Raw genomic sequence first — 25314 nt, forward strand, 5'->3', positions numbered from 1 at the left:
AAAGTAGATTGTGGGCAATAGGATGTCAAACGATGCGAAAGGAACCTATGAGCCAGTCGGACGCACGAGCCCAGCACGAACGGCTGGACGAAGGCCTGCGGGCCTACGGCGCGAACTATCGGGAGTTCACCCGCCGGTTCGCGACCTGGCTCGGGTTGCACTCCACCGACGCCGAGGCGCTGATCGAGATTCTCACCGCCGAGGAACGCGGGAGCACGCTGTCACCGGCGCGACTCAGTGAACGGATCGCGTTGTCCAACAGCGCGACCACCGCGCTCCTGAACCGGCTCGAGCAAGCGGGTCACATCGTGCGCAGCAGGGAGCACGACGACCGTCGCGTCATCACGCTGCGCAGCACACCGCGCATCCACACCCTCGCCGACGAATTCTTCGGCCCGCTCGGCACGAAGGTCGACGCGGTCATGGGGAAATACTCGCCCGAGGAACTGCGGCGGTTCGAGACCTTCGTGACCGATCTACAAATCACCATGACCGCTCACCTGGCCGAACCCGCACCGCCGCAGCCGCAGGTCAGCTGAAAGGGCCGACGCCCTTGAACGGGTTGCCGCCGTGGAGGAACCAGAAGGTGAGGATGGCGGCGGCGATGGCCAGCAGGACCACTACGAAGGAGCCGTAGGAGGGGCGGGTGGCCCAGCCTCGGGTGCGGTCGAGGGACCAGCGGCCGGGGCCGGTGAGGATGATCGCCAAGGCCGCGCCGACCAGGACGGAGTCGAGTTCGACGCCGGTGGGGGTGCTCGCGTTGTACTGGAAGCCGGGGACCATGCCCTGCTTCCACATCCACGCGTTCAGGATCGTGGCCAGGACGGCGCCCGCGGCCAGCGGGGTGGCCAGGCCGATCACCAGCAGGATGCCGCCGCCGAGTTCGCCGGCGATCACCAGGGCGGTCGACAGCGACGGGTAGTCCCAGCCGCCGCTTTCCATCATGGTCTTGGTGCCGTCGAGGCCGGGGCCGTGGAACCAGCCGGTCAGCTTCTGCAGGCCGTGGTAGATGAAGGTGTAGCCGACCACCAAGCGCAGCACGAACAGGCCGAGGTCCAGGGTGCCGCGGCGGGCCTCGCGGTTGCGGCGCTGCAGGCGGACGGTGCCCGCCGAGGCCGCGGACGCGGGCGGAATCGTCGCGTACCCGTAGTCATCGTCGCCGCCACTACGACCCGTCTGAGTGGTGCTCGCACCGGGAACCTCGTCACCGGGGTCGAGACCGAGATCCTCGTCGGTGCGTGGAATGTCCTTCGGATCCGGTTTACGCATCTGCGTCGTCGGCGAATCGAACGGACTGGTCACCGGGCGACCCGCCGCCGACGCGCCCTGCCCGGCCTGCGCCGAACCATCGGCCTTCGGAGTGTCATTCGACTTGTCGGTCACCGACTCACCTTATGACGCGCTGTCGCGGCGCGCCGCTCTTCTCCGCAACGGGCGTGTCAGGCCCGCTCGACTGCCGGGCGCGTCTGACAGAGGTAGCAGCGTGTCAGGACCGCACTGATGCCGGTGACGTCTGACAGATGTATTCGGACGCAACGGGCGCGTCGGGCCCACGGTCGTGCCGGTAACGTCTGAGGTATGAGTTCGGGAATCGCGGGCCGCGTGGCAGTCGGGGTGGCAATCGGCACCGTTTTGCTAGCCGGGTGCGCCCGTTTCGACGAGTCGGCCTCGAGTCCGTTCACCACCGAACCGCAGCTGGGCGGGTCCGGTGCGGAGCCGAAGAAGCCGCAGGACGAGCCGTCGCAGGCGCCGCGTCCGACCGGGCCGTGTATCGACCCCGATCCCAACGTCATCGCCACCTGCATGGAATCGGGCGCCGGGCTGATCGCGGTGGGCGAGGGCGCCTTCGTCGCGGAGCGGAAGACCGGGCGGATCCTGCAGGTGAAGGCGGTCGACCCGAGCACACCGCAGGAGACGCCGGTGGAGATCGCCAGCGTGCCCGTCGACGGGTCGGCCGACGGCGGCATCTCCGATATCGTGCTCTCCCCCACCTTCGGTGAGGACGGGCTGATGTACGCCTACATCACCACCGGCAGCGACAATCGCGTCGTCCGGCTGTCCAAGGGCGGCGCGGCCAAGCCGATCCTCACCGGAATTCCCAAGGGCGCCGGCGGAAATCGCGGCGCGCTGGAGTGGTCGACGCCGACGCAGCTGATGGTCCTCACCGGTGACGCCGGAAACCCCGGCGCCGCAGCCGATCCCGGCTCGCTCGGCGGCAAGCTGCTTCGCTTGGACTCGCCGTCGGCGGGCGCGAACAATCCGCAGGTGGTGGCATCGGGGATCGGCTCGGCCGGTGACATCTGCCGCGACGGCAAGGACGGCATGTGGGTCACCGACCGCACCGCCGCCGAGGACCGCCTCCAGCACCTGAGCCCCGACGGCACGCTCAGCGTCGCCTGGACCTGGCCCGATCGTCCCGGTGTCGGCGGCTGCACAGCCACCGGCGACGGCGTCGGCATCGCACTGAGCGAGGGCAAGGCACTGGCCGCCGTCGCCGCCGACCCCACCACCTTCGCCGTCACCACCGCCCCCACCCTGATCGCCCAGGACAAGTACGGCAAGCTCCTCGGCGCCACCGCCAGCGCCGACGGCAGCATCTGGGTCACCACCACCAACAAAACCGGCGGCGAGCCGGGCGAATTCGACGACCGCGTCGTGCGCATCCCACCGCCGCAAGGTGGAGCAGGCGGCCCGGACTAGAAGAGACAAAGCGGCCGGCTGTCCGCCTCTCCGCGACTCTTGGCCAGACTTGGGAAGTACCTCGTTACCGTCGGCGACCGGCGGTAACGAGGTGGCTGAGTTAGCTCGTCCTCGACGAGTTACCCATGTGCGACCGAGATCAGTTGGAACGTAACCGAACTCAACTACAGGCCGCGATAACCAGGTCCCTTACGCGGGCGGCGTCGGCCTGGCCGCGGGTGGCCTTCATGACGTCGCCGACGATCTTGCCCGCGGCAGCGACCTTGCCGGAGCGGATCTTCTCGGCGATGTCGGGGTTCGCGGCGAGTGCCTTCTCGACCTCGGCCTGCAGGGCCGAGTCGTCGCTGACCATGCCCAAACCTTTGGCTTCGACGATGGCGGCGGGTTCGCCCTCACCGGCGAGGACGAAGTCGACGACCTGCTTGGCGACCTTGTTGTTGACGGTCTTGGCCTCCACCAGCGCGATCACCGCGGCGACCTGGGCGGGGGTGATGGCCAGGTCGGCCAGGGCGATGTCGCGTTCCTTGGCCTTCTCGGTCAGGTAGGCGACCCACCAGGAGCGCGCCTCGTTGGCCGGCGCGCCTGCCTCGACGGTGGCGATGATCAGGTCGAGGGCACCCGCGTTGACGAGGTCGCGCATGACCTCGTCGGACAGGCCCCAGTCGGCCTGGATGCGGGCGCGCACCAGCCACGGGTACTCGGGGATGGTGGCGCGCAGTTCCTCGACCCATTCGGCCGCGGGAGCGACGGGCTCGAGGTCGGGCTCGGGGAAGTAGCGGTAGTCCTCGGCGGTCTCCTTGCGGCGACCGGCGGAGGTTGACCCGTCGGCTTCCTGGAAGTGGCGGGTCTCCTGGACGATCTCGCCACCGGCGGTGAGCACGGCGGCCTGGCGGCGCATCTCGTAGCGCACCGCGACCTCGACGCTCTTGAGCGAGTTCACGTTCTTGGTTTCGGTGCGGGTGCCGAATTCCTCGGCCCCGATCGGCATCAGCGACACGTTGGCGTCGCAGCGCAGCGAACCCTGCTCCATCTTCACGTCGGAGACGTTGAGTGAACGCAGCACCTCGCGCAGCGCGGTGACGTAGGCGCGAGCGACCTCGGGGGCACGCTCACCGGCACCGGTGATCGTCTTGGTGACGATCTCGATCAGCGGCACGCCCGCGCGGTTGAAGTCGAGCAGCGAGTGGCTGGCGCCGTGGATGCGCCCGGTCGCGCCGCCGACGTGCAGGGACTTGCCGGTGTCTTCCTCCATGTGCGCACGCTCGATCTCGACGCGGAAGATGGACCCGTCGTCGAGGGTCACGTCGAGGTAGCCCTCGGTGGCGATCGGCTCGTCGTACTGGCTGATCTGGTAGTTCTTCGGCTGATCGGGGTAGAAGTAGTTCTTGCGCGCGAACCGGCCCCACGGGGTGATCGAACAGTTCAGCGCGAGACCGATGCGGATGGCCGATTCGATGGCCTTCTCGTTCACCACGGGCAGCGAGCCGGGCAGGCCGAGGCACACCGGGCACACCTGGGTATTGGGCTCAGCGCCGAACTCGGTGGGGCAACCGCAGAACATCTTGGTCGCCGTGGACAACTCGACGTGGACCTCCATGCCGAGCACCGGCTCGTACCGGGAGATGACATCGGCGTAATCCATCAACTCGACCGTGGGTGCGCTCATAACGAGCAGTCTAGGTAAGCCCGCTGACACACTCGGCCGGTGGTCCTAGCGGGGCGGGACGCGCTGGGTGAGCCAGTCGGTGACATAGGTGAGTACGGCCGGGTCGATCGTCGTCTCGATGGTGGCGTATTCGCTGGGTTTGCCGGTCGCGGTGGGCTGCATCATGTGGTTGAGGCCGGGGAAGGTGTGCACCGTCGCGTCGGGACCGGCGGCGAGGTTCTCACGCATCGGGCCCTCGTTCTGGGTGAGGATGACCTGCTGGTCCTTGTCGCCGAAGAACGCCAGCACCGGCACGCGGAGCGCCTGCAGCGCCGGTTTCGGGTCGTAGGTGATGAACGAGGTCATGTACGGGGTGTTGAACCCGTCGACCACCTGCTGGGGCGCGCGTTCGGCAACTGGCAGGGAATCGTTGTGCCGCTGGGTGAAGGCCTTGGCGCCCTCGATATCGCCCGCGCGCAGCAGCGCCGACCACGCAGTGACGTAGGCGACTTGTTGGTCGATCTGGTCCTGCGGTGTGCCCGTCGAGGCCATGATCACTTTGTTCTGCTCGATCAGCACGTCGGCGCCGGGTACCGACGGGCCCGCCATCAGGATCGCGAAGGCGACGTTGCTGTCGGGCAGCGCGGCGACGACCGGCGCGAGGTAGCCGCCTTCGCTGTGCCCGAACAGACCGACCCTGGCGGGATCGATCTCGGGGCGGGCGCGCAGGAACGCGACGCCCGCGGCCGCGTCGGCGGCCAGGTCGGGGTAGGTGGCGTCGTCGAGTTTTCCGCTGGTGCCACCGACACCACGGTCGTCGGTGCGCAGCACGGCATAGCCCGCGCGGGTGAAGGTGTCGGCCAGCAGGTGGAACGGGCGGTGGTCCAACAGCTCCTCGTTGCGGTCCTGCGGCCCACTGCCCGTGATCAGCAGCATCGCCGGAAACGGGCCGCTGCCTTCGGGTTCGGTGAGCGTGCCCGCGATGGTGATGTCGCCGTTGCGATAGGTGACGTCCTCGCTGCGGTACGGGTACGGCGGTTTCGGGTCCTGCGGGCGGGGCGGGCTCTCGATCTTGCCGCGCTGCAGCGCGACCGGTGCCTTCTCCCCGAACTGGACCCAGTCGCCGACGAGCCGGTCACCGTCTAGCTTGCCGCGGAACCCCGGATCGCCCGGCACGTCGGGGATGTTGAACTCCACCCGGTCCGGTTCGGTACGAACGTCTTTCAGCGGCGCCTCGCGCACACCCTGCACCGGGATGTCGATGGTGGCCGACCCGTCCTCGGCGAAACTCACCCCGATCGCGATCGGCTGCCCGGGCACCTCGATGTCACCGTGCCAGCTGCCCTGCACCGAGGGGGCCGCCACGTCTGCGGACTCCGAGCACCCCGCCACCAACGCGGCGACGACGAACAGAACCGAAACGATCACTCGACCGGTGCGCATGACCCCACGGTACCGACGCGCACCGACAAAGTTCGTGAACCGAGGCAACCGGGCCGATATCAGCCGAAGAAGGCCGACGCCTCAACGAGCCGTTCCGGCGGAACGCGTTTGAGCTGCTTGGTCGCCTCCGACAGCGGAACCAGCCCGATCTTGGTGCCGTGCAGCGCCACCATCTGACCGAAATGTCCCGCGTGCACCGCCTCGGCCGCGTGCACCCCGAACCGCGTCGCCAGAATCCGGTCGTAGGGCGTGGGACTGCCACCGCGCTGGATATGGCCGAGCACCGTGGTGCGGACCTCCTTGCCGATGCGGCGTTCGATCTCCGAGCCCAACTGCTGGGCGACCCCGGTGAACCGCTCGTGCCCGAACTCGTCGATCCCGCCCTCGCGCAGCGCGAATCCGGAATCGGGCGCGGGATGGGCACCCTCGGCGACCACGCAGATGAAGCTCTTGTCACCCCGCTGGAAGCGGGCCTTGATCATCGCGCACACCTGCGCCACGTCGAACGGTTCCTCGGGTACCAGGGTCAGGTGGGCGCCCGCGGCGATACCGGAATTCAGCGCGATCCAGCCGGCGTGGCGGCCCATCACCTCCACCAGCATCACCCGCTGGTGGGATTCGGCGGTGGTGTGCAGGCGGTCGATGGCCTCGGTGGCGATCGACAGCGCGGTGTCGTGGCCGAATGTGACGTCGGTGCAGTCGATGTCGTTGTCGATGGTCTTGGGCACGCCGACCACCGGCACGCCCTCGTCGGCGAGCCAGCTCGCGGCGGTGAGGGTGCCTTCGCCACCGATCGGGATCAGTGCCTCGATGCCGTTGTCGTCCAGGGTCTGCTGGATCCGGCCGAGGCCCGCGCGGAGCACCTCGGGATTGGTGCGCGCGGTGCCGAGCATGGTGCCGCCCTTGGTGAGCAGGCGGTCGGTGCGATCGTCGTTGTGGATGCGGATCTTTCGATCCTCGAGTAGGCCGCGCCAGCCGTCCTCGAAACCGACGACGGCATCGCCGTAGCGTCCGTTCGCGGTGCGGACCACAGCCCGGATCACCGCGTTCAGACCTGGACAATCTCCGCCTCCGGTCAAGACTCCGATGCGCATGCCGTTCATCTTGCCGCACCGGCGCAGATCAGGGGCAGTGACCTCCGGCGAGCTCACTGAGGTGTCCCGAGATGAGCGTCGCCATCTTGTCGAGCATGGCCATACCGTCGTTGAAACTGCCCGAATCCGGTTGTGCGGCGAAGGCGATGGCGATCCGGCCCGTGGGCGAATCGATCAGTCCGAACTGACGGACGAGGTACTTACCCCCAAGGTCGGGACCCCAGCCGCCCTTGAACTCGGCGCTGCCGAACGCGCCGAGACCCCAGTGGTGGCTGGCGATGATCTGCTGCATGAGCCCCACCACGCGCTCGCTCTGCGGTATGCACGGCAGCTGCGAGGCGAAGCGCACCTGGTCGGCCAGCGGCCATTCGGCCTGGCCGTAGACCGACGCGTCGGCACGGGTGCGGGTCGTCGGCACTGTGGTGCGCGTATCGCCGCCTTCGCGCAGCACGCCCTCCACCGCCTTGGCCGCGTCGGCGCCGCTGCCGAGCGAGGCCCACAGGGTGTCGGCGGCACCGTTGTCCGAGGCGGTGATGGCGGCAGACGCGTACGACGAGTAGGCGGCACTGTTGCGCAGGGCCGCGATGGCCAGCGGCACCTTGATCGTCGACCAGGCCGGACCGGAGGACCAATTGCCGAAGGTGACCATCTTCTTGCCGCCCACCGGCATGACCGCCAGCCCCACGCTGCCGCGGAATCCTTGCTGGAGTTCGGTGAAATCGGCAGCCAGGCTGCCCGGCAACGCGATGGAGAAGGTCCCGTTGTCGGCGCCGGGATCGGCGACGGGAACCGTTGTCGTCACGCGCGGTGCGGCGGCCTTCGGTTCGCTACCGCAACCCGCGGTGGCGAGCACGACCACGCCCACGAACGCAGACAGCACCACCCGGACGCGGTGGCGTCGTTCATTGTTCATTATGTGAAGCATTTTCTTTTGTAAACTCCCCCGGGGCGTTCGGTGCTGGCGACCCGTACCGTTACCGTACTGCGACATATGCCGATCGCCCACTTCGAGTGGTCAACCCTCAGGTCAGCCGGTGTTCGCCGGTGTAGATGTTCATCGTCTCGCTGCGCAGGAACCCGACCAGTGTGAGATCGGACTCCGCGGCCAGGTCGACGGCGAGGGCGCTGGGCGCCGACACCGCGGCCAGGATCGGGATACCGGCCATCACCGCCTTCTGCACCAGTTCGAACGACGCGCGACTGCTCACGACAAGCACCAGATCGTGCGCGGGTACCCGGTTCTCGCGCACCGCCCAGCCGATCACCTTGTCGACGGCGTTGTGCCTGCCGATGTCCTCACGCAGGGCGACCAAGGTGCCGTCGGTGGTGAACAGGCCCGCCGCGTGCAGGCCGCCGGTGGCCTCGAACAGCTTCTGTCCGGCGCGCAGCTGTTTCGGCAGGTCGGAAAGGGTGTCGGTCCTGACCGACACGGATTCGTGCGGGATCGGGAAGCGACTGTGGGTGCGGACGTCGTCGAGGGCGGTCTTGCCGCAGAGGCCGCAGCCACCCGTGGTGAGGAAATTGCGGGTGTGGATCGGTACCGGATTGCGTAGGCGCAGGTCGAGGACGTTGTAGGTGTTGTGGCCTTCGCTGTCGGTGCCCGCGCAGTAGCGGGCGGTGACGATGTCGTCGGCCGAACCGATGATGTCCTCGCCGAACAGGAAGCCGTGGACGAGGTCGATGTCGTTGCCTGGCGTGCGCATCGTGACGGTGAGCGATCGGCCGTCGACCCGGATTTCGAGCGGCTCCTCGACGGCGAGCGTGTCGGGTCGCTGGATCCGCCCGGCCGGGGAAAGGCGGGTCGTCTTGCGCCGTGCGGTGACTCTGCTCATCCCATGACTCTGCTCACTGTGAAGGTTCTGATCAACACGGCTTACCGATCAGCTGATCGGCGCGACCGTGAAGTCGGTGGCGCGCGCGGTACCGATGAGCGCGGTGGTGAGGACCGACCCCGGTTCGATCGCCGCGGTGACCAGCGTGATCTGCGCGGTGACGGCCGGGTCGGTGAGTTCGAGAACGCGAATGTCCGCGGTGGGTCCCAACGCCGCGACCCACGGTTGCGGCACGATGCATGCCCATCGCCCGGTGCGGGCGTGCTCGAGCAGCGTAGCCACCGAGTCGCTCTCCAGTTGCGGGGTCGCGGTGAGGCCCCGCGTCGCCAGCGCGTCGTCGATCAGCTGGCGACCGCGCATTCCCTTCGGCAGCAGGCACATCGGTAGTTCCAGCGCATCGGCCCAGGAGATCGCCGCACGGCTCGCGACCAGCGCGGCGCCCACCACGAGGACGTGGCGTTCGGTGTACAGCGGGGTGAGGGTGAGCCCCGACGTGTCGACACCCTGCACGTAGACGATGCCCGCGTCGAGTTCGAATCGGCGGATCCGTTCGATGATGTCGAGGGACCGCAGACTCGTCTCGACCCGAACCCGCAGCAACGGGTGTTCGGTGCAGAAAGGGTCGGTGAGCAGGGCGACGGTGCTCGACGCCGCGGGCACCACCCCGATCCGCAGCTCGCCGGTGAGGCCGGTCCGCAGCGCGCGGACCTCGTGCTCGAGCGCCTCGCGGTCGGCGATGATCCGCCTGGCCCACAGCACCAGCCGCTCGCCCTCGGGGGTGAGTCCCTCGAACGTGCGCGCGCGGCGGACCAGCGGCACGCCGAGTTCGTGTTCGAGTTTGCGGATCGCCTCCGACAGCGCGGGCTGCGACACGTAACAGGCCTGCGCCGCCCGGGCGAAATGACGTTCCCGGGCGAGGGCGACGAAGTATTCGAGCTGACGGAACAGCATTCAGGCGTCTGGTCAGTCGTCCTCGTCGTCGGCCGCTTTGTTGCGCGCCTTCGCGATCTCGAGTGCCCTCTCGGCGGTGGCCTGGTCCGGGTAGGGGCCCATCCGGTCGCCGTACCAGCAGGTCTTGCCCTGTTCGGCCTTGTGGTGCTCGAGGCAGTAGTACCACTCGTTGTCGTCAGCCATGCCCGCCAGTATGCAACGTTTCGCATACCGGCGTCTCGAAGGCGGGCACCTCGGGAGTAGCGGGTTCGCGGATGAGCAGGGCGACAGCGATTCCCACCGCGACACCGAGCACCGTGTCGATCCCGCGTTCGGTGAGCATGGTGAGCGGATCGGCCGGATCGGCCAGTTCGGTCATCGACATGATCAGCGGGGTGAAGAAGCCGAGCGCCACCGCGTAGTGCCGCGCCATGAACAACTCGGTCGGGTAGAGCAGCGCGATGATCGCCAGCCCCAGCATCGCCGCGCTCGGGCCCGGGATCAGTAGCGGCGCGGTGACCGCGAGTCCGATGAAGGTGCCGACGACCCGATGCATGCCACGGGTGATCCGGTCACGGGAACTGGCAGCGGCCAGGGGAACCGCGGCGGCCGCCATCGCCCAATTGGCATGGCCCACGCCCAACAGGAGCCCGATCCCGCCGGAGATCGAGATCGCCAGCGCATAGCGTCCCGCCTGCACGGACGACACCCGCCCGGTTCGGTGCGGTGCGATCGGCACGCGCAGCGCACACAGTCCGGCACGCCGATCCCGCCGCGTCGACTCGAGATAGCCGACCAGCACGCACAGCGCGGCGGTGCCGGAGCACAGCAGCAGCGCCAGAACCGGATCGTGCTGGGCACCGGCCACCATCGCGATCGCGCCGAACGCGAAGATCCCGAAGAACGGGCCTTCCGGCCGCAAGCCGAGCCGGTCGGTGATCGGTGAGGCCACCGCCGCGAACACCGCGACCGCGGACACCAGCACCGCGGGATGGGAGTGCGCGCGGGCGAGCAGAATGCCCGCGCCGACAGCGCCGACCAGCATCACCGCCGCTTCGCTCTGGTGGATCAAGCGTTGCCGCGCCGATTCCGCGAACCCGTACATCCCGGTGAAGGAACCGAAGACGGCGTAGATGAGCAGATCGGTGCGTCCCACCCCGATCAACACGAGGCCGGGGATCGCCAGCCCGACGAAAACGCGGGCGGCGGGCAGGTGATCGATCTCGGTGACGAACCGTCGACAAATCTGGCGCGACCAGGTTCTCGTGGTGCGCAATGGTTCCTCCGAAGTCGGTCGCGGGACGTGCCCGTAGGGCCGATGATTCAGGGTGCACGAGCCGCGCGCACGCCGTCAACCTGCGGTGATCCTGGTCGCACCGGCGGAAAGGGCGCTTCAGCGGCGGTGATAACCGCGACCGATCGACCGGTCGGAAACCGATCTCGGACCCGGCCGAGCGACACGACGACAGTGAGTTACGCCCGGAGCGATCTCGACGGTACAGAATCGAGCGAGACACTGGACAGGGCTCGTATCTTTCTCGATCCGCATTCACGCGAAGGGAAGATTTGGCATGGCTGACGGTCCGTACAACACCTGGGATCCCGATCGAGGTCCGAGCGGAGCAGCCGACCGGGCGGCCGTGCCGAAAGCCAAGCCCTACCATCACCCGGCAGCGGGCTGGGGCGCGGCGATCGCGGTCGGGAAATTCATGGTCGGCAAGGAGCACGAGCCGTTCATCGGCACCAAGGCCATCCTGAAGATGAACCATCAGGAGCGCGGCTTCGACTGCCCTGGCTGTGCCTGGCCCGACGCGACCGACGGCCTGGCACTCGACGTGTGTGAGAACGGCATCAAGCACGTCACGTGGGAAATGACGCACAAGCGGTGCACTCCCGAATTCTTCGCCCAGCACACCGTGACCGAGCTGGCCACCTGGAGTTCCTTCGATCTCGAAGACCAGGGCAGGCTCACCGAGCCGATGGTGTACGACCCCGAGACCGACCACTACGTGCCGATCAGCTGGGCCGACGCGTTCGAAATGGCGGGCAAGGCGCTACGCGAACTGTCCGACCCGAACGAGGCCGCGTTCTACACCTCCGGCCGGCTCGCCAACGAGGCCACGTTCCTCTACCAGCTGATGGTGCGCGAATACGGCACCAACAATCTGCCCGACTGTTCCAATATGTGTCACGAAGCCAGCGGCCGCGCTCTGCAGGCCTCGCTCGGCACGGGCAAGGGCACCTGCGACCTGGAGGACTGGGACAAGGCCGACGCCCTGTTCGTCATGGGCCTCAATGTCGCCTCGAACGCACCGCGCATGCTGACCGCGCTCGCCGAGGCCTATCAGCGCGGCGCCCAGGTGGTGCACGTCAATCCCATGATCGAAGCGGGCTCGCGCAACACGATCATCCCGCACGACTTCCTCGCGATGGCCACCTTCCACCCCACCAAGACCGGCACCCTCGATCTGCAGGTGCGCATCGGCGGCGACTTCGCGCTGATCCGCGGCATGGCCAAGGCCGTCCTCGAAGAGTCCGAGACCGACGAGAAGGCCCTCGACCATGAGTTCATCGAGCGCTACACCGCAGGCTTCGACGACTACGTGCGCGAGGTGGCGGCGACCACCTGGGCCGATATCCAGACCCAGTCGGGACTGAGTGAGGCGCAGGTCCGCAAGGCCGCCCGGATCTACTGCGACGCCGACCGCAGCATCATCAGCTGGTGTCTCGGCATCACCCAGCACGAGCACGGCGTGGAGACGATCCGCGAGATCGTGAATCTACTTCTTCTGCGGGGCAACCTCGGTCGCGAAGGCGCGGGCCCGTCGCCGGTGCGCGGACACAGCAATGTGCAGGGCAACCGGACGTGCGGCATCGCCAACAATCCGCCCGCCGAATTCCTCGACCGGCTGGCCAAAGTGTGCGAGATCGAGGTGCCGCGCGCCAACGGCTACGACGTGGTCGCCGCCATCGAGGCGATGCAGCAGGGCAAGCTGAAGTTCTTCATGAGCATGGGCGGCAACCTCGTCCAGGCCGCGCCCGACAGCGCCTACACCTTCGAGGCGTTCCGGAAGGCCGAGTTCACCGTCATGGTCTCCACCAAGCTCAACCGCAGCCACGTCGTGCACGGCAGACGCGCGCTGATCCTGCCCTGCCTCGCGCGTACCGAACACGATCATCAGCGCAGCGGCCCGCAGGTGATCTCGATGGAGAACGGCATGGCCGTGGTGCACCTGTCCAAGGGCATGAAGAAGCCCGCGTCGCCGCATCTGCTGTCGGAGCCCGCGATCCTGGCCGGTATCGCCAAAGCCGCACTGCCCGAGACGAAGACGCCGTGGGACTACTACGTCGAGGACTACGACCGCATCCGCGACACCATGTCGAAGGTCCTCGACGGTTTCGAGGACTACAACCGGCGGGTGCGGCTCGGGCTCGGCTTCCGGATCCGTCAGCCCGCGCGTGAGCTGATCTTCCTCACCCCGTCGGCCAAGGCGGAGTTCTCCACGGCGACACTGCCCGACACCACCAACCCACCCGGGGTGCTCACCCTGGCGACACAGCGTTCGCATGACCAGTGGAACACCACCATCTACACCAACAACGATCGCTATCGCGGCGTGAAGAACCTGCGCACGCTGATCTTCATGAACACCGGCGATATGCGCGAACGCGGTTTGCGGGAGTTCGACGAGGTCGATATCACCAGCACCTCCAGGGACGGGTCGACGCGATCGCTCTACCGATACAAGGCCGTCTCCTACGACATTCCGGCGGGCTGCGCGGCCGGGTACATGCCGGAGATGAATGTGCTGTGCGCGATCGGCGACTACAGCACCGAGAGCGATCAGCCGATGATGAAGAGCGTGAAAGTGACTGTCACACCGTCGAGTTGACCCGAGGAGAAAGGATGCCCGATGTCATATCTGCTCGCACTGGTCGCCGAACCCGGTGAGAACTCCGCCTCCCAACAGCTGGCGATCGAGGCCCAGCGGGTGGCGATCCGCAACAATATCGACGTGGTGAGTCTGGCCGAGCTCGACACCCTGCCCACCTACAGTGCCGCGATCGACACCGAGGACGGACGTCCGCTGATCGCCAACCAGCTGCGTCGCTCCACGCTGGAAGCCGACGGTGTGCTGCTGTTCGCGGCCGAGGGCGCGAGCGTGCCGACGCTCGCGGCGAGCGTGATCGCCTGGCTGGCCACGCCGGAATCGGCACCGACCGTCGGGGGCAAACCGGTCGCGGTGATCACGGTGGGTCCCGGCGAGGTGATCAATCAGGACCTGGCGGATCGATTACGCAAGGCGGGCGCCGATGTGGTGGCCGACGGTGTGTCGATCACCGGATCGTGGAGTGATCCGGACACGATGAACCGGCTCGGGGACACGATGATCGCGGTCGCTTCGGCGCACTGAGGTTGTTCGCGGCCCCGAAACCGGGGCCGCGACCGTTCGGTCAGTAGACGTAGACCACGGCGTTCTCGCCACCGGTGCAGGTGACGAGTTTGCCCTCCGGGGCGCACGTCATCGTGTAGGTGCGCCCGGTCACCGGGCTGGTCGCCACCACTGGGCGCGCACCGGTGCCGCCACCCGCGTAGGCCTCCCGGACCGCCTCGGCGAAGCCACAGCTGGTGACGGCGCTGCCGACGGCGACTTTGCTGTAAGCGCCGGTGGCGGAACCGGATTCGCAGGGCTGTGCGCCGACCGGCAGGGTGACCGGTCCGGCCGAGGTGGTGGTGGGAGCGGCGGTGGTCGCGCGCGGGGTGGTGCCCGCGGGTTGACCGGAACCACCCGGTGCTTGCGAAATCGGTGCGGCCGTGGCGGTTTGTTCGGGCTCGGCGGCCGACATCATGCGCCAGCCGATCGCGCCACCGACCGCGAGTACCACCACGGCGAGGACACCGACCAGGACCGGCAGCAGGACCGATCGCCTGCGGCCCGAATCCTGGTGCGCCCAGGCTGGATCGGGACCGTAGGCCGGGTCGGGACCATAGGCGGGATCAGGACCGTAGCCGGGATCGTAGGCCGGATCCCGGTAGGCGTGGTCACCGTAGTCGCTGGGCGGTTCGTCGTAGTTGGAGTACGCGTTCTCCTGACCCACGTACTGCCGGGTCGCGGCCGCCCGCGCCGGATCGTCGAACTCCGGCGGGGCTTGATGCGCACCGAACGGTGCGGCGCCACCGCGATATTGGTGAGTCGGCTGCGAGCGCTGCGGATCCGGTTCGTCGGCGTGACTCCCACCGTAATGCTGGGTCGGCGCCGACCGTTGCACCTCGGCAGGGTCGTACTGCTCGGTCGGCGGACTGAACTGATCATCGGGCGCACCGCCGTAATGCTGGGTGGCGGCGAAACGTTGGGGGTCGACCCGCCCTTCCGGGCCGTTGTCCTCGTCACCGAACCATTGCGTCGGGACTCCGGACCGATCGGCCGGGTTCGCGCGGTCGTCACCGAACTTCTGCGTCGGCGCCGCGAAGGGGGCGGGCTGGTTCGGGCGGGGTGCGCCGAATTCCGGTGCGGGAGTGGGGAAGCGGGGGTTGGGGTTCGATGGCGGGGCGTTGTATTGCTCCGTCGGCGGGGAGTACGCGGCCGGGATGGGGTGTTCGCCGGTGTAGCGCTGGGTAGCGGCTGCCCGGTGGGGGTCCTGGCCGTATTGCTGAGGGGGCAGTAGGTGCGGGCCGGTCGGCGCCGGGTAGGGGGTAGCCGAGCCGGGGCGCGGTGGCTGCGGGAGCGGAGCCGATGTTTCGCCCGGCTGCGCACCGTCGTAGAGGTGCGCGTCGGGGAAGGGGCGCATCCGCGGGAGACCCTGGTCAGGGGTGTAGGCCGGTGGCGGCTCGGGTGCTTCCGGCTCGTCGGTCGACGGGAGAGGCGTGAAGTGGGTGTCGGCGGCCCGGATCTCGGCGGGGCCGGTCGGCTGGATCACCGCGGGGATCGAGATCTCGCCGGAGCCCTCCGCGGGGATGCGGCGGAAACCGGTGGTGTCGGTTGCCCCGGAGCGCGCCTCGGGTGGGCGGATGATCAATGTCGGCTGGGCACCGGTCGCGGTCGACTGGCTGCGCGACGTCTCGACGCCACCGGTCGCGGTCACCGCGCCGATCACGCGGAACTCCCCCGTCGGCGTCGGCACCTGCTCGACGTGTTCGGGTTCCGCGGGCACTGCGCGCTCGGGATCAGCGGGAACCCCGGCCGGCGCCCCGGCGGCGCCACGTCCCACACCGGCGGCGAACCCGGCTGCCGCGGCGAACCCGCGCCCTGGCGCAGGCGCGGAGCCCGGACCACCGGCCGGCGAACCAGCGGGCCCACGGAGCGTGGCACCGGGGGAAGAACCTGGAGTCACATCATGGCCACCGGGGTCGCGACGGGCACCGGTGTAGGACGCGAAAGCATCCGATGGTGCGGGCAGGGGCGCGCCGCCGTCCCGCACGGCCGAGGCCAGTGCTCGGCGAGCGGCGACAGCCAGCGCACCGGCCGACGCGTATCGATCGGACGGGTCCTTGGCCATGCCGGTCCCGATGACATCGTCGAGTGCGCCGGGTATCCCGTGCAGTAACTCACTCGGACGTGGCGGTGCCTCGGACAGGTGCGCGCGGACCAGCACGCTCATGCTCGCGGCCGGGAAAGGCGAAGCGCCGGTGAGGCACTCGTGCAGCACGCAGGCCAGCGAGTAGACGTCGGCGCGGTGCGAGATCGGGCCGACATCGAAGCGTTCCGGCGCCATGTAGATGTAGGAGCCCACGGCCATCCCGGCTTGGGTCACCGCGCTGTCACCCTCGGTGTGGGCGATGCCGAAGTCGGCGAGGTAGGCGAAATCGGCGGGCGTGACCAGGATGTTGGCGGGCTTCACATCGCGATGCACCAGACCACCCGCGTGGGCGGCGTCCAGCGCCGCGGCGATCTGCTCGACGACAGCGACCGCGCGTTCCGGGCTCATCGGCCCGCCCCCGCGCAGCACCGTCCGCAGATCGGCGCCGGGCACCAAGCGCATGTCGATGAAGAGGACTCCGTCGATCACACCCCAGTCGTGGATCGGGATGACGTGCGGTTCGGCCAGCTTGGCCGCGGCTTGGGATTCCCGGCGGAACCGGACCTGGTAGGCCGGGTCCTGGGCCAGCTCCTGCGCCAGCAACTTCAGGGCGACCACTCGATCTTTGCCGGTGTCGTAGGCCTCGTAGACCTCGCCCATCCCGCCTTTGCCCAGCATCGACCGCAACTCGTACGGACCGAATCTGGTCCCCGCCCGTGACCCAGGTGCGTGCACCGGCGTCCGCCTCCCACTTCTGGCAGGTCCGCCGGACCTGCTTCTCAGTAGGAAGATTCTCCCGGTGTCACTACGCCGTGGTCAAACGCGAACACGATCGCGGCGGCTCGGTCGCGCAGGTCCAGCTTGCCGAATATGTGTCCGACGTGGCTTTTCACCGTTACTTCCGAGATACCGAGTTCGGCGGCGATCTCGCTGTTGACCCGGCCCGAGCCGATCAATTCGAGCACTTCGTACTCGCGGGCGGTGAGTTCGCCGAGTCGGCGATCGGTTCGGGTACCGACCGGTTTCACTGTTCGGTAAGCCGTGAGTACCCGTCCCGTCACCGAGGGGTCGAGCCACGCGCCACCGCCTGCCACGGTGCGGACCGCGCGGATCAGATCCTCCGCGGGCGAGTCCTTGAGCAGAAACCCCGCGGCGCCCGCGCGCAGCGCCCCGGAGAGCAGCTGATCGTCGTCGAAGGTGGTGAGCACGAGAACCGGCGGAGCGTCGGGACGGGCACGCAGCAACCTGGTCGCATCTATGCCGCCGACCCGCTTCATGCGCAGATCCATCAGCACCACATCGGGCCGTTGGGTGGCGATCGCGGCGGCGACCTCGTCTCCGTCGGCGCACTCGTTGATGGTGAAGCCGTCGCGGCGGCGCAGGATTCGGCGCAGGCCACCGCGCACGAGTTCCTGATCGTCGACCACGAGCACTGTCACCAGCTGCTCGATCGGCGAAGCGGTCGTCACGTGTCCTCCTGGGGTTTGTTCCAGAGCTTGCCCGGCAGCATCGTCGCGATGGCGACGCACGGGCCCGTTCGCAGCGGGAAGCCGACCCGCACCGTCCAGCCGTCGTCGCCGTTGCCCGCGGTGATCTTCCCACCGAGCAGTTCGGTGCGTTTACGCATGCCACGCAGTCCCATCCCGGTGTCGCGGCGGGGCGCGATACCGAGCGGAAGCGGATTCGACACGACCAGCATCGCGGCCTCGGCGGTGACATCGAGGCGGACCGTGGCGGCGGTGCCCGGCGCGTGCTTGATGACATTGGCCAGCGATTCCTGGCCGATCCGGTAGAGCGCGTGGCCGATGGCGCCGGTAACGGTGGACAGCTCGCCGGTGCGCGTGTAGTCGACGGTGAGCCCGGCGCGGCGGAAGTCGCCGACGAGCTCGTCGATGTCGGCGGCGGACGGCTCGGGCGTCAGCTGGGCCGGGCCCGCGTCGAGCATGCCGACGGTGCGCCGGATGTCGGCCATCGCCTGGCGGCCGAGGCGTTCGGCCTCGACGAGCGCTTCCACCGCCTCGGTGGGGTCGTCGTCGGTCTGCAGTGCGCGCCGGGCGGCGGTCAGGTGCAGCAGGGTGATCGAGAGCGAATGGGCGATCACATCGTGGACTTCGCGCGCGATCCGGCGCCGTTCCTCGTCGGCGGCCTGACCGGAGCGGATCGCCTGATTCTCGCGTTCTTGATACAGGAATCGCCGCTGGTACTGCAGCAATACCCCGACGAACATGCCGAGCAGGACACCGATGACGTACATCGGCAGCCCTTCCAGCGGCTGCTCACCCCACTTCAGGTGCCCGGCGAGGTCGAACGCGACCAGTTCGAGAATGGCGAGCAGGGTGAATCCGATCGTCCACCCGCGCGAAGCGACCGCGGCCACCTCCCCGGCGACGATCACCAGCACGAACGGCGCGAAGTCGGCGGTGACCGGCTGTAGGAGGAACAAGCCGCAGGACAGTAGAGCGGACCCCTTCAACAGGATGGGGTGCGGGTTCACGTGAAAAATCGCGAACAGCGGTATCGGCAGGAACGCGGTGGCCATGGCCAGCAACGGCAGCGGGCTCGGGAAGTAGGAATGCCGCTGGATCACCGCCGCGCCGGTGACCACCAGCAGTGCGATGTCAGCGGCGAGGATCACCGCGGGTGGATAGTCGTAGGGCAACGATTCGATGCGTTCGCGGACCGTGGTGAGCAGACGTGGCACCCCGGCCCTGGCCGCGAACCGCTGCCGCAGGCTCGGCCGGCCCGGCGCGTTCACGGGGATGGCGTGGCTCACATCCATGATGTAAGGCTAGTCGCCACCTACCGGCCGAGCATCGTCCCGCGAACGGTACCGATCTCCTACCGCGGTAGGAGGAGAAGTCGGGTCCCCGGCACGACGATTCGGCCTTTCACCGCCCGTAGCGTTTGGTTCACCCGCTCACGGAAGGTGAAGCCCATGACCTGGACCGACCTACACCACCGCACCGAGATCGTGCACACCGTGCTCGCCAGGGCCGCGATCGACCCGAACGACCCAGCGCTGTTCGCCGGTATCGCCGACCTCGACAGGCTCTTCGGGGGCGTCGAGGGCCTGCTGCAGGCGCTGGCCAACCGCTGGGACAACCATCTACACGTCAAACTCGAGCTCGCCGAGATCGACGGCCTCACCCCGATGGAGGCCTATCTCGAGCTGGCCGCCGAACAACCGGGCCTGCGTGCGCTTCTCGACGCACGCCGGGCGATCGGGCAGACTACCCGCGACCGCGCTCTCGCACGCTGATACCCGAAACTCCCTGGGGGACAAGATATGCCCGACATCGAATCGCCACAGCAGCCGATGCTGGAGTTGACCCGGGTGGTCAAGCAGTATCGCGTCGGCGATCAGGAAGTACGCGCGCTCGACGAGGTGAGCATGCGCATCGAGGCGGGCCAGTTCACCTCGATCATCGGCCCGTCCGGTTCGGGTAAGAGCACCCTGCTGCACCTGCTCGGCGCGCTCGACCGTCCCGACGAGGGCTCGATCCGCTTCCGCGGCGCCGAGATCGGCGATCTCGATGAAGACAAGCAGGCCGCGTTCCGGCTCGAACAGGTCGGCTTCGTCTTCCAGTTCTTCAACCTGCTGCCGACTTTGTCGGCGTGGGAGAACGTGGCCGTCCCGAAATTGCTGGACGGCACCGGATTACGCAAGGCGAAGCCGCGCGCCCTGGAATTGCTCGACCTCGTCGGCCTCGGCGATCGGGCACAGCATCGGCCCGCGGAACTGTCCGGTGGACAGATGCAGCGCGTGGCGGTGGCGCGGGCCCTGATCATGGACCCGCCACTGATCCTGGCCGACGAGCCGACCGGCAACCTCGACTCCAAGACCGGTGCCGCGATCCTCGCCCTGCTCGGTGACATCACCGCGCAAGGCAATTCGGTCGTGATGGTGACTCACGACATGAGTTCGATCGACTACTGCGACCGGGTGATCACATTGCGCGACGGCCGGATCGGCGCCGATGAGCTGGCCACCGCGCGAGTCGACGCATGATCGCCGCGGCATGGGACCGACTGCGGCTGTTCAATGTCGGCGAACTGCTCCGCCATCCGGGCCGCACCCTGTTGTCGGGGGCGGTGATGGGGGTTTCGGCGGCGTTGATCGTGGCGGTGCTGAGTATTTCCGGCTCGGTCACCGGGTCGGTCGACAAACTCACCAAGGGCCTGGCAGGCACCGCCGAACTCGAGATCACCGGGATCACCGACGCGGGATTCGAACAGTCTCTGCTACCCCGGATCACCGCGACGCCAGGGGTGGCGACGGCGGTGCCGATGCTGCGCGCGACGCTGGGGGCAGGTCCTGATCGGGCACTGCTGATCGGGGCCGATCAGACGATCGGCGCACTCGGTAGCGATCTGGCCGGCCCGATGTCGCAGTACACCACCAAGCTGCTCGGCACCGAGCGCGGCGTGCTGGTCGGCGCGGCCATGGGCCTGCGCGAGGGTGACCCGGTGCCGATCGGGGCAGGCACGGCCAAGGTGGCCGCCGTCCTCGACTCCGAGGCGACCGACCGGCTCAACAGCGGCCACGTGGTGGCCGGTCCGCTGCCGCTGATCCAATTGCTCACCGACCGGGTCGGCAAGCTCGATTCGGTGCAGATCGTGGTGGAACCCGGCACCGATGTGGCCGCGCTGCGCACCGCGCTCACCGAAGCGGTGGACGGGCGTGCCGTGGTCGCCGAACCAAGTCTGCGCACCGCGCAGGCCGGTGGCGCGATCCAGATCATGCGGTATTCCACGCTGATGTCGTCGGCGGCGGCGTTGATCGTGTCGGCCTTCCTGATCTACAACGCGATGAGTATGGCGGTGGCGCAACGCAGGCCGACGCTGTCGCTGTTGCGGGCGATCGGCGGCAAGCGCGCGCCGATGGTGCGCGATCTGCTCGTCGAGGCGGCGATGCTCGGGCTGATCGGTGGGGCGATCGGTGCGGGAATCGGTGCGCTGATGGGGCGGTTCGCGATCGGCAGGCTACCCGCCGCGATCGTGCAGTCGGTCGAGGCGCGGACCGAGTTCCAGGTACCGAACTACGCGGTGCCCGTGGCGATCTCCGCGTGCGTGGTGGCGACGGTGCTGGCGGCGTCGATCGCCGCGCGCCAGGTGTACAAGGTCGCCCCGGTCGAGGCGCTGGCGCCCGTGGAGGCCAGTGATGCCGCGTCGACCGGTTCGGTTCTGCGGTGGGTCGCGCTGGCCGGTGGCCTGTTCCTCGGTGCGGCGGCGGTCGTCATCGCCTTCCTCGACCTCGGCAGGCTGTCGCTGGCCGCGATCACGATGTCGTTCACCGCGACAGTGTTCCTGTGTTTCGCCGCCACCGGACCGATCGTGCGTGGGTCCGCGGCGATCTCGCGCTGGTTCGGTGCGCCGGGCGCGCTCGGGGCGACGACGCTGGAACGCGCGCCGCGCCGCGTGTGGGCTACCGCGATGACGGTGATGATCGGGGTCGCGGCGGTGGTCGCCCTCGGTGGCGCGGCGGGCAACATGGTGAAGTCGGCGACCGATTCGTTCCAGAGTCTCGGCGACACCGACCTCTACGTGAGCCCGAGCCCCGTCGAACAGTTCCCGACCGGCCCCGTGCTGCCCCCCGGTTTGGCCGACCGGGTCGCGGCCGTGCCCGGTGTCGAACAGGTGAACCCCGCCCAGATGGCCTTCGCGACCATCGGCAGCGGCCGGGTGATGTTGCAGGGTTATCCGCCGAGCACCTCCGACACCCGCCTCGGCGCGGTGGCCCCGGCGGTGATCGATCAGATGGAGCGGCGCGAAGGCGTTGTCATCACCCGCGACGTTGCCCGTTCGCTCTCGCTCGCCGTCGGCGACGAGATCACCATGCCCACCCCCTCCGGTGAGCGGAAAACCACAGTACTGCAGGTGATTCCGTACTTCACCGCGGTCTCCGGTGTGGTGATGATGAACCTCGACCAGATGCGGGAGTGGTATCAGCGGCCCGGTGAGACGATCCTGTCGATCCAGTACGTGCCCGGCGCCGACCCCGACGCGGTGCGGGCCGCGGTTCGCGCGATGGTCCCCCAGGAGATCCATGTCGACACCGGTGCCGACATGGTCGACGCGATCTCCTCGAGCGTCGAGCAGGGTGCGGCGATGAGCAACATGATCCTGTGGATCGTCGTGCTGGTGGCGACGGTGGCATTGCTGAACACCCTGATGCTGTCGGTCCTGGAGCGACGCAGGGAGCTGGGGGTGCTGCGCGCCATGGGCACCAACCGCAAGTTCCTCCTGCGCTCGGTGCTGGCCGAAGCGGCGGGCATCGGATTCATCGGCGCGGCAATCGGTCTCGTCGTCGGCATCGCGGTGCAGTACCTGGCCACCGTAGCGATCGGCCACGCGATGACCATCGACATCGTCTACCGCCCGAGCCCGCTGATCGCGGTCTACGGTGCGGTGGCGCTCGGCCTGGCACTGCTGGGATCGATCCCGCCTGCCTTGCGTGCGGCCAGGATGCCGATCGTGGCGGCGCTGGCCGTGGACTGAAGTTGGTCTCTGCGGCGTCAGGCACCTCTGCCCGGCGCCGCGGAGCCGACAAGCGCCTGAAGCAGTCGCAGGCGGGCCGACGTGGTGACGCCCTCTGCGGAGGGAGGCGGATGCCGCAAGGTCATGAGTCAGTCAGAGGGGGACTTCTTCCCACCACGCGATGACCTCGTCCTGGGCCGAGGGGTGTGGGGCTCCGCTGGTACCGCTGCTGCCCCGACGGCTCACCACGACAAGGTAATTCGCGCGATCCGAGTCATCGGGGAAGCTCAATACCTGATGCGCGGTCTGCGTGCGAGTGCTCGCCGGATCCTGAACCACCCACCGCTGCAACGAGAACGGCACGCCGTCCTTGTCCCCCGCATAGCGAACCGTCGCGGGTAGCGCCTCCAACACCGACCGCGCCTGGTCCTCGTTCGCGTACTCCAGCACCAGGTAGCTCACCGCTCCCGCCTGATTCTCGGCCCGCTCGCACTGCCACCCCGTAGTGATCGGAGTCCACTGCAACGCAGGCTCTTTCCAGGCCAACTCGCTGACATTGCGCACCCCCACACACCGCGCCCCCCGATACCCCATCCCATCACTCATCTCCCCCTGCGGAACCAGTGTCGGAAAAACCCGCCGACTACTCGCGAACGAATCCTCCGCCTCCGCAACCGAACTCGACGGCACCTTCGCGCCACCTTCCGCGTCGAGATCGCCTTCGTCATCCCCCGGCAAGACCACGACAACCAAGGCGACAACCAACGCCACCAACACCAGAACAAGCGCGACCAACAGCACCCATCCGAACCGCTGCATCCCCGAAACCCGTCGCGGTACCGGCCAATACCCCCGATTCGGCACCATCCAGGGCCCCCGCTGCCCCGGCCGCACCGCACCGGGCTGCTGACCCGCACTACCCGGCATGACCGGGCCGCCGGGCACGACCGTGCCACCGGGCTGCCCCGCCGCAACCGGCCGACTCGCGTCGGCGTGCGGCCCTGCGCCACCCGGCTGCCCCACACTGCCTGGCTGACCCACACGGCCTGGCTGACCCACGCTGCCCGACTGAGCGGCACTGCCCGGCTGCCCCACATTGCCCGACTGAGCGGCACTGCCCGGCTGACTCACATTGCCCGGCTGAGCGGCACTGCCCGGCTGCCCCACATTGCCCGGCTGGGCGGCTCTGCCCGGCTGCCCCGCATTGCTCTGCGCTGCGTTACCGGGCTGTCCCGCTCGGCTGGACTGCCCTGCGGCCCCCTCCGGCGACACCGGCCCCGCTGGGGCCGCGTTCGATGGTCCAGCGATCGATGTCACCTTGGTCAGGGCCGCCGAGTTCGCCGCATCCAGTTCGCCCGCATCAGGCATCGACACGACATCTGTTGCCGCAGTGGCGGATACCTCCGCCGGAACATCGCCGTAAGCAGCCGGACTTCCACTGCCGGAGCCCGCGGATCCAGGGCCGAGGTCGCCGCCGATCGCCTCACCGCCGTGGGATCGCTCCACTGCGGACGACGCAGGCTTGTCGAGAGATATCTGGCTGGACGGTAGTCCGACATCACCAGGAGGTGGCGCCGGTACCGCGTTCGGCTGTGCGGCAACGGGACCGGCGGCCTGGTGCGGCGCGATCGGTCGCTGGCCCGCAGCAGGAGGGGCGGCAGCTGGCGGACGGGGCGGCGGCTGCCAATTGGGTTGTGGCGCAGGCTGCATGGGCGGGACCTGGTAGCCAGGGGGCGCCATACCGGGTTGCGGGAAGGGCGCGGCCGGTCCGGGCTGCGGGGCAGGCGGGTAGAAGCCCGGCGGGTTAGCGGGTGGACGCGGCAGGACAGGGGGCGTCTTCGAGGTCAGTGCCTGACGTGCGGCCTTGGCGAACGCGACGCACGAATCAAACCGCGCCGCAGGGTGTTTCGCCATCGCCGCGGCGAGAACAGCATCCATGATCGGCGGCAGACCCGCGCGGCGCAGCGCCAAGGGTGGCGGCGGCGCATAGAGGGTGCCGCGGATGATCTCGTTCGGGTCGGCGGAGTCGAAGGGGGCCAACCCCGTGAACAACCAGTACAGCGAACAGGCCAGCGAGTACTGGTCGGAGCGATGGTCGAGTTCGGCGCCGGTCATCTGTTCCGGCGACGCGTAAGCCAGTGTCGCGGTGAACATTCCCTGCTGGGTGAGATGGGTGGAGTCGGCGCGCAGGCGGGCGATGCCGAAGTCGGTGAGGAAGACTCGCTCGCCCTGGCCACCGGTGGAGCGGGCCAGCAAGATATTGGCGGGCTTCACATCGCGGTGCAGCACTCCCCTGCCGTGCGCGTAATCCAGTGCGTCGGCCACCCCTTCGATGATCTGCACGGCCCGCTCGGGCGGCAATGCCATCGGGTCGACGGTCGCGGCGTCGATCCCGTCGACGTACTGCATGCTGATCCAGAGTTGTTCGCCCTCGGTCCCCCGATCGTAGACGGTGACGATGCCGGGATGGTCGAGCCCGGCGGCCAGATCGGCCTCCCGTTCGAACCGCGCGCGAACTCGCTCGTCGGCGAACAGGTCCCGATTGAGCAGCTTGAGCGCGGTCAGCCGATCCAGGCGCGGATGCCGGGCCAGATACACCGTGCCCATGCCGCCCTGGCCCAACATCGCCTCGATGGTGAACCCGGCGAACACCTCACCGATGTCGTGCATGTGA

20 protein-coding genes are annotated in these 25314 nt (G+C 68.5%); 7 read left to right on the forward strand and 13 right to left on the reverse strand.

Translation table 11 applies throughout. From position 1 onward, the window contains the following. The first annotated feature begins 32 nt into the window (after positions 1–32). Positions 33–539: a MarR family winged helix-turn-helix transcriptional regulator gene (locus ACFWPK_RS01335; protein ID WP_378912519.1), complete on the forward strand. Its 507-nt coding sequence runs from the start codon at positions 33–35 to the stop codon at positions 537–539. On the opposite strand, the gene ACFWPK_RS01340 is transcribed toward ACFWPK_RS01335, so the two are convergent. Beyond that, on the reverse strand, positions 532–1383 hold the full coding sequence (locus tag ACFWPK_RS01340; protein ID WP_378912520.1) for a DoxX family protein: 852 nt from the start codon (positions 1381–1383) through the stop codon (positions 532–534). The genes ACFWPK_RS01335 and ACFWPK_RS01340 overlap by 8 nt on opposite strands. A gap of 195 nt (positions 1384–1578) precedes the next feature. Between ACFWPK_RS01340 and ACFWPK_RS01345 the strand changes: the two genes are divergently transcribed. Continuing rightward, on the forward strand, positions 1579–2700 hold the full coding sequence (locus tag ACFWPK_RS01345; RefSeq protein WP_378912521.1) for a PQQ-dependent sugar dehydrogenase: 1122 nt from the start codon (positions 1579–1581) through the stop codon (positions 2698–2700). Between the two features lie 160 nt (positions 2701–2860). Here ACFWPK_RS01345 and gatB read toward each other — a convergent pair whose 3' ends face one another. From gatB to ACFWPK_RS01385, 8 genes are all read right to left on the reverse strand, one after another. After that, positions 2861–4366: an Asp-tRNA(Asn)/Glu-tRNA(Gln) amidotransferase subunit GatB gene (gatB, locus tag ACFWPK_RS01350; protein ID WP_378912522.1), complete on the reverse strand. Its 1506-nt coding sequence runs from the start codon at positions 4364–4366 to the stop codon at positions 2861–2863. Positions 4367–4411: 45 nt separating this feature from the next. Then, entirely contained in the window at positions 4412–5788 is a 1377-nt protein-coding gene (locus ACFWPK_RS01355; protein ID WP_378912523.1) for an alpha/beta hydrolase family protein, read from the reverse strand. Positions 5789–5847: 59 nt separating this feature from the next. Then, positions 5848–6882, reverse strand: coding sequence for an ATP-dependent 6-phosphofructokinase (locus ACFWPK_RS01360; protein WP_378912524.1), 1035 nt, complete (start codon positions 6880–6882; stop codon positions 5848–5850). Between the two features lie 28 nt (positions 6883–6910). Then, a complete protein-coding gene (locus ACFWPK_RS01365; RefSeq protein WP_378912525.1) occupies positions 6911–7795 on the reverse strand; it encodes a hypothetical protein in 885 nt (294 codons plus the stop codon). 109 nt (positions 7796–7904) lie between these two features. Beyond that, on the reverse strand, positions 7905–8714 hold the full coding sequence (gene fdhD, locus ACFWPK_RS01370; RefSeq protein WP_378912526.1) for a formate dehydrogenase accessory sulfurtransferase FdhD: 810 nt from the start codon (positions 8712–8714) through the stop codon (positions 7905–7907). A gap of 48 nt (positions 8715–8762) precedes the next feature. Beyond that, positions 8763–9665: a LysR family transcriptional regulator gene (locus ACFWPK_RS01375; protein ID WP_378912528.1), complete on the reverse strand. Its 903-nt coding sequence runs from the start codon at positions 9663–9665 to the stop codon at positions 8763–8765. A gap of 12 nt (positions 9666–9677) precedes the next feature. Next, positions 9678–9848 carry a hypothetical protein gene (locus tag ACFWPK_RS01380; RefSeq protein ID WP_378912529.1) on the reverse strand — a complete coding sequence of 57 codons (171 nt, stop codon included), beginning with the start codon at positions 9846–9848 and terminating at the stop codon, positions 9678–9680. Further along, positions 9841–10920: an FUSC family protein gene (locus tag ACFWPK_RS01385; protein WP_378912530.1), complete on the reverse strand. Its 1080-nt coding sequence runs from the start codon at positions 10918–10920 to the stop codon at positions 9841–9843. The genes ACFWPK_RS01380 and ACFWPK_RS01385 overlap by 8 nt, the downstream gene beginning before the upstream one ends. Before the next feature lie 295 nt (positions 10921–11215). Here ACFWPK_RS01385 and ACFWPK_RS01390 point away from each other — a divergent pair, with 295 nt between their 5' ends. Together ACFWPK_RS01390 and ACFWPK_RS01395 are read left to right on the forward strand one after the other, a co-directional pair. Beyond that, the gene (locus ACFWPK_RS01390; RefSeq protein WP_378912531.1) at positions 11216–13537 is read left to right on the forward strand and encodes an FdhF/YdeP family oxidoreductase; all 2322 of its coding nucleotides are present in this window, start codon (positions 11216–11218) and stop codon (positions 13535–13537) included. Positions 13538–13558: 21 nt separating this feature from the next. Next, positions 13559–14059 carry an NADPH-dependent FMN reductase gene (locus ACFWPK_RS01395; protein ID WP_378912532.1) on the forward strand — a complete coding sequence of 167 codons (501 nt, stop codon included), beginning with the start codon at positions 13559–13561 and terminating at the stop codon, positions 14057–14059. Positions 14060–14099: 40 nt separating this feature from the next. On the opposite strand, the gene ACFWPK_RS01400 is transcribed toward ACFWPK_RS01395, so the two are convergent. The 3 genes from ACFWPK_RS01400 to ACFWPK_RS01410 form a co-directional block, all read right to left on the reverse strand. Further along, entirely contained in the window at positions 14100–16841 is a 2742-nt protein-coding gene (locus tag ACFWPK_RS01400; RefSeq protein WP_378912533.1) for a protein kinase, read from the reverse strand. A gap of 101 nt (positions 16842–16942) precedes the next feature. Beyond that, on the reverse strand, positions 16943–17632 hold the full coding sequence (locus tag ACFWPK_RS01405; protein WP_378912534.1) for a response regulator: 690 nt from the start codon (positions 17630–17632) through the stop codon (positions 16943–16945). Further along, on the reverse strand, positions 17629–18942 hold the full coding sequence (locus tag ACFWPK_RS01410) for a sensor histidine kinase (protein WP_378912535.1): 1314 nt from the start codon (positions 18940–18942) through the stop codon (positions 17629–17631). The genes ACFWPK_RS01405 and ACFWPK_RS01410 overlap by 4 nt, the downstream gene beginning before the upstream one ends. Positions 18943–19098: 156 nt before the next feature. Here ACFWPK_RS01410 and ACFWPK_RS01415 point away from each other — a divergent pair, with 156 nt between their 5' ends. From ACFWPK_RS01415 to ACFWPK_RS01425, 3 genes are read left to right on the forward strand one after another with little or no spacing between them, the layout of a single operon-like run. Continuing rightward, positions 19099–19422, forward strand: coding sequence for a hypothetical protein (locus ACFWPK_RS01415; protein ID WP_378912536.1), 324 nt, complete (start codon positions 19099–19101; stop codon positions 19420–19422). 27 nt (positions 19423–19449) lie between these two features. Continuing rightward, positions 19450–20172, forward strand: a complete 723-nt coding sequence (locus tag ACFWPK_RS01420) for an ABC transporter ATP-binding protein (protein WP_378912537.1) — start codon at positions 19450–19452, stop codon at positions 20170–20172. Then, positions 20169–22661, forward strand: a complete 2493-nt coding sequence (locus ACFWPK_RS01425) for an ABC transporter permease (protein ID WP_378912538.1) — start codon at positions 20169–20171, stop codon at positions 22659–22661. The genes ACFWPK_RS01420 and ACFWPK_RS01425 overlap by 4 nt, the downstream gene beginning before the upstream one ends. Before the next feature lie 132 nt (positions 22662–22793). Here ACFWPK_RS01425 and ACFWPK_RS01430 read toward each other — a convergent pair whose 3' ends face one another. Continuing rightward, complete coding sequence (locus ACFWPK_RS01430) at positions 22794–25310, reverse strand: protein kinase (RefSeq protein ID WP_378912540.1); 2517 nt, start codon at positions 25308–25310, stop codon at positions 22794–22796. Positions 25311–25314 lie beyond the last annotated feature (4 nt).

This window comes from Nocardia sp. NPDC058519 (assembly GCF_042719755.1).
Taxonomy (GTDB): domain Bacteria; phylum Actinomycetota; class Actinomycetes; order Mycobacteriales; family Mycobacteriaceae; genus Nocardia.

Excerpts from the sequence above, each read along its gene's own strand:
- ACFWPK_RS01335 (WP_378912519.1), top strand. The coding sequence starts at position 33 with ATGCGAAAGGAACCTATGAGCCAGTCGGACGCACGAGCCCAGCACGAA.
- ACFWPK_RS01345 (WP_378912521.1), top strand. The coding sequence starts at position 1,579 with ATGAGTTCGGGAATCGCGGGCCGCGTGGCAGTCGGGGTGGCAATCGGC.
- gatB (WP_378912522.1), bottom strand. The coding sequence starts at position 4,366 with ATGAGCGCACCCACGGTCGAGTTGATGGATTACGCCGATGTCATCTCC.
- ACFWPK_RS01355 (WP_378912523.1), bottom strand. The coding sequence starts at position 5,788 with ATGCGCACCGGTCGAGTGATCGTTTCGGTTCTGTTCGTCGTCGCCGCG.
- ACFWPK_RS01360 (WP_378912524.1), bottom strand. The coding sequence starts at position 6,882 with ATGCGCATCGGAGTCTTGACCGGAGGCGGAGATTGTCCAGGTCTGAAC.
- ACFWPK_RS01365 (WP_378912525.1), bottom strand. The coding sequence starts at position 7,795 with ATGAACAATGAACGACGCCACCGCGTCCGGGTGGTGCTGTCTGCGTTC.
- fdhD (WP_378912526.1), bottom strand. The coding sequence starts at position 8,714 with ATGAGCAGAGTCACCGCACGGCGCAAGACGACCCGCCTTTCCCCGGCC.
- ACFWPK_RS01375 (WP_378912528.1), bottom strand. The coding sequence starts at position 9,665 with ATGCTGTTCCGTCAGCTCGAATACTTCGTCGCCCTCGCCCGGGAACGT.
- ACFWPK_RS01380 (WP_378912529.1), bottom strand. The coding sequence starts at position 9,848 with ATGGCTGACGACAACGAGTGGTACTACTGCCTCGAGCACCACAAGGCC.
- ACFWPK_RS01390 (WP_378912531.1), top strand. The coding sequence starts at position 11,216 with ATGGCTGACGGTCCGTACAACACCTGGGATCCCGATCGAGGTCCGAGC.
- ACFWPK_RS01395 (WP_378912532.1), top strand. The coding sequence starts at position 13,559 with ATGTCATATCTGCTCGCACTGGTCGCCGAACCCGGTGAGAACTCCGCC.
- ACFWPK_RS01400 (WP_378912533.1), bottom strand. The coding sequence starts at position 16,841 with ATGCTGGGCAAAGGCGGGATGGGCGAGGTCTACGAGGCCTACGACACC.
- ACFWPK_RS01410 (WP_378912535.1), bottom strand. The coding sequence starts at position 18,942 with ATGGATGTGAGCCACGCCATCCCCGTGAACGCGCCGGGCCGGCCGAGC.
- ACFWPK_RS01415 (WP_378912536.1), top strand. The coding sequence starts at position 19,099 with ATGACCTGGACCGACCTACACCACCGCACCGAGATCGTGCACACCGTG.
- ACFWPK_RS01420 (WP_378912537.1), top strand. The coding sequence starts at position 19,450 with ATGCCCGACATCGAATCGCCACAGCAGCCGATGCTGGAGTTGACCCGG.
- ACFWPK_RS01425 (WP_378912538.1), top strand. The coding sequence starts at position 20,169 with ATGATCGCCGCGGCATGGGACCGACTGCGGCTGTTCAATGTCGGCGAA.
- ACFWPK_RS01430 (WP_378912540.1), bottom strand. The coding sequence starts at position 25,310 with ATGCACGACATCGGTGAGGTGTTCGCCGGGTTCACCATCGAGGCGATG.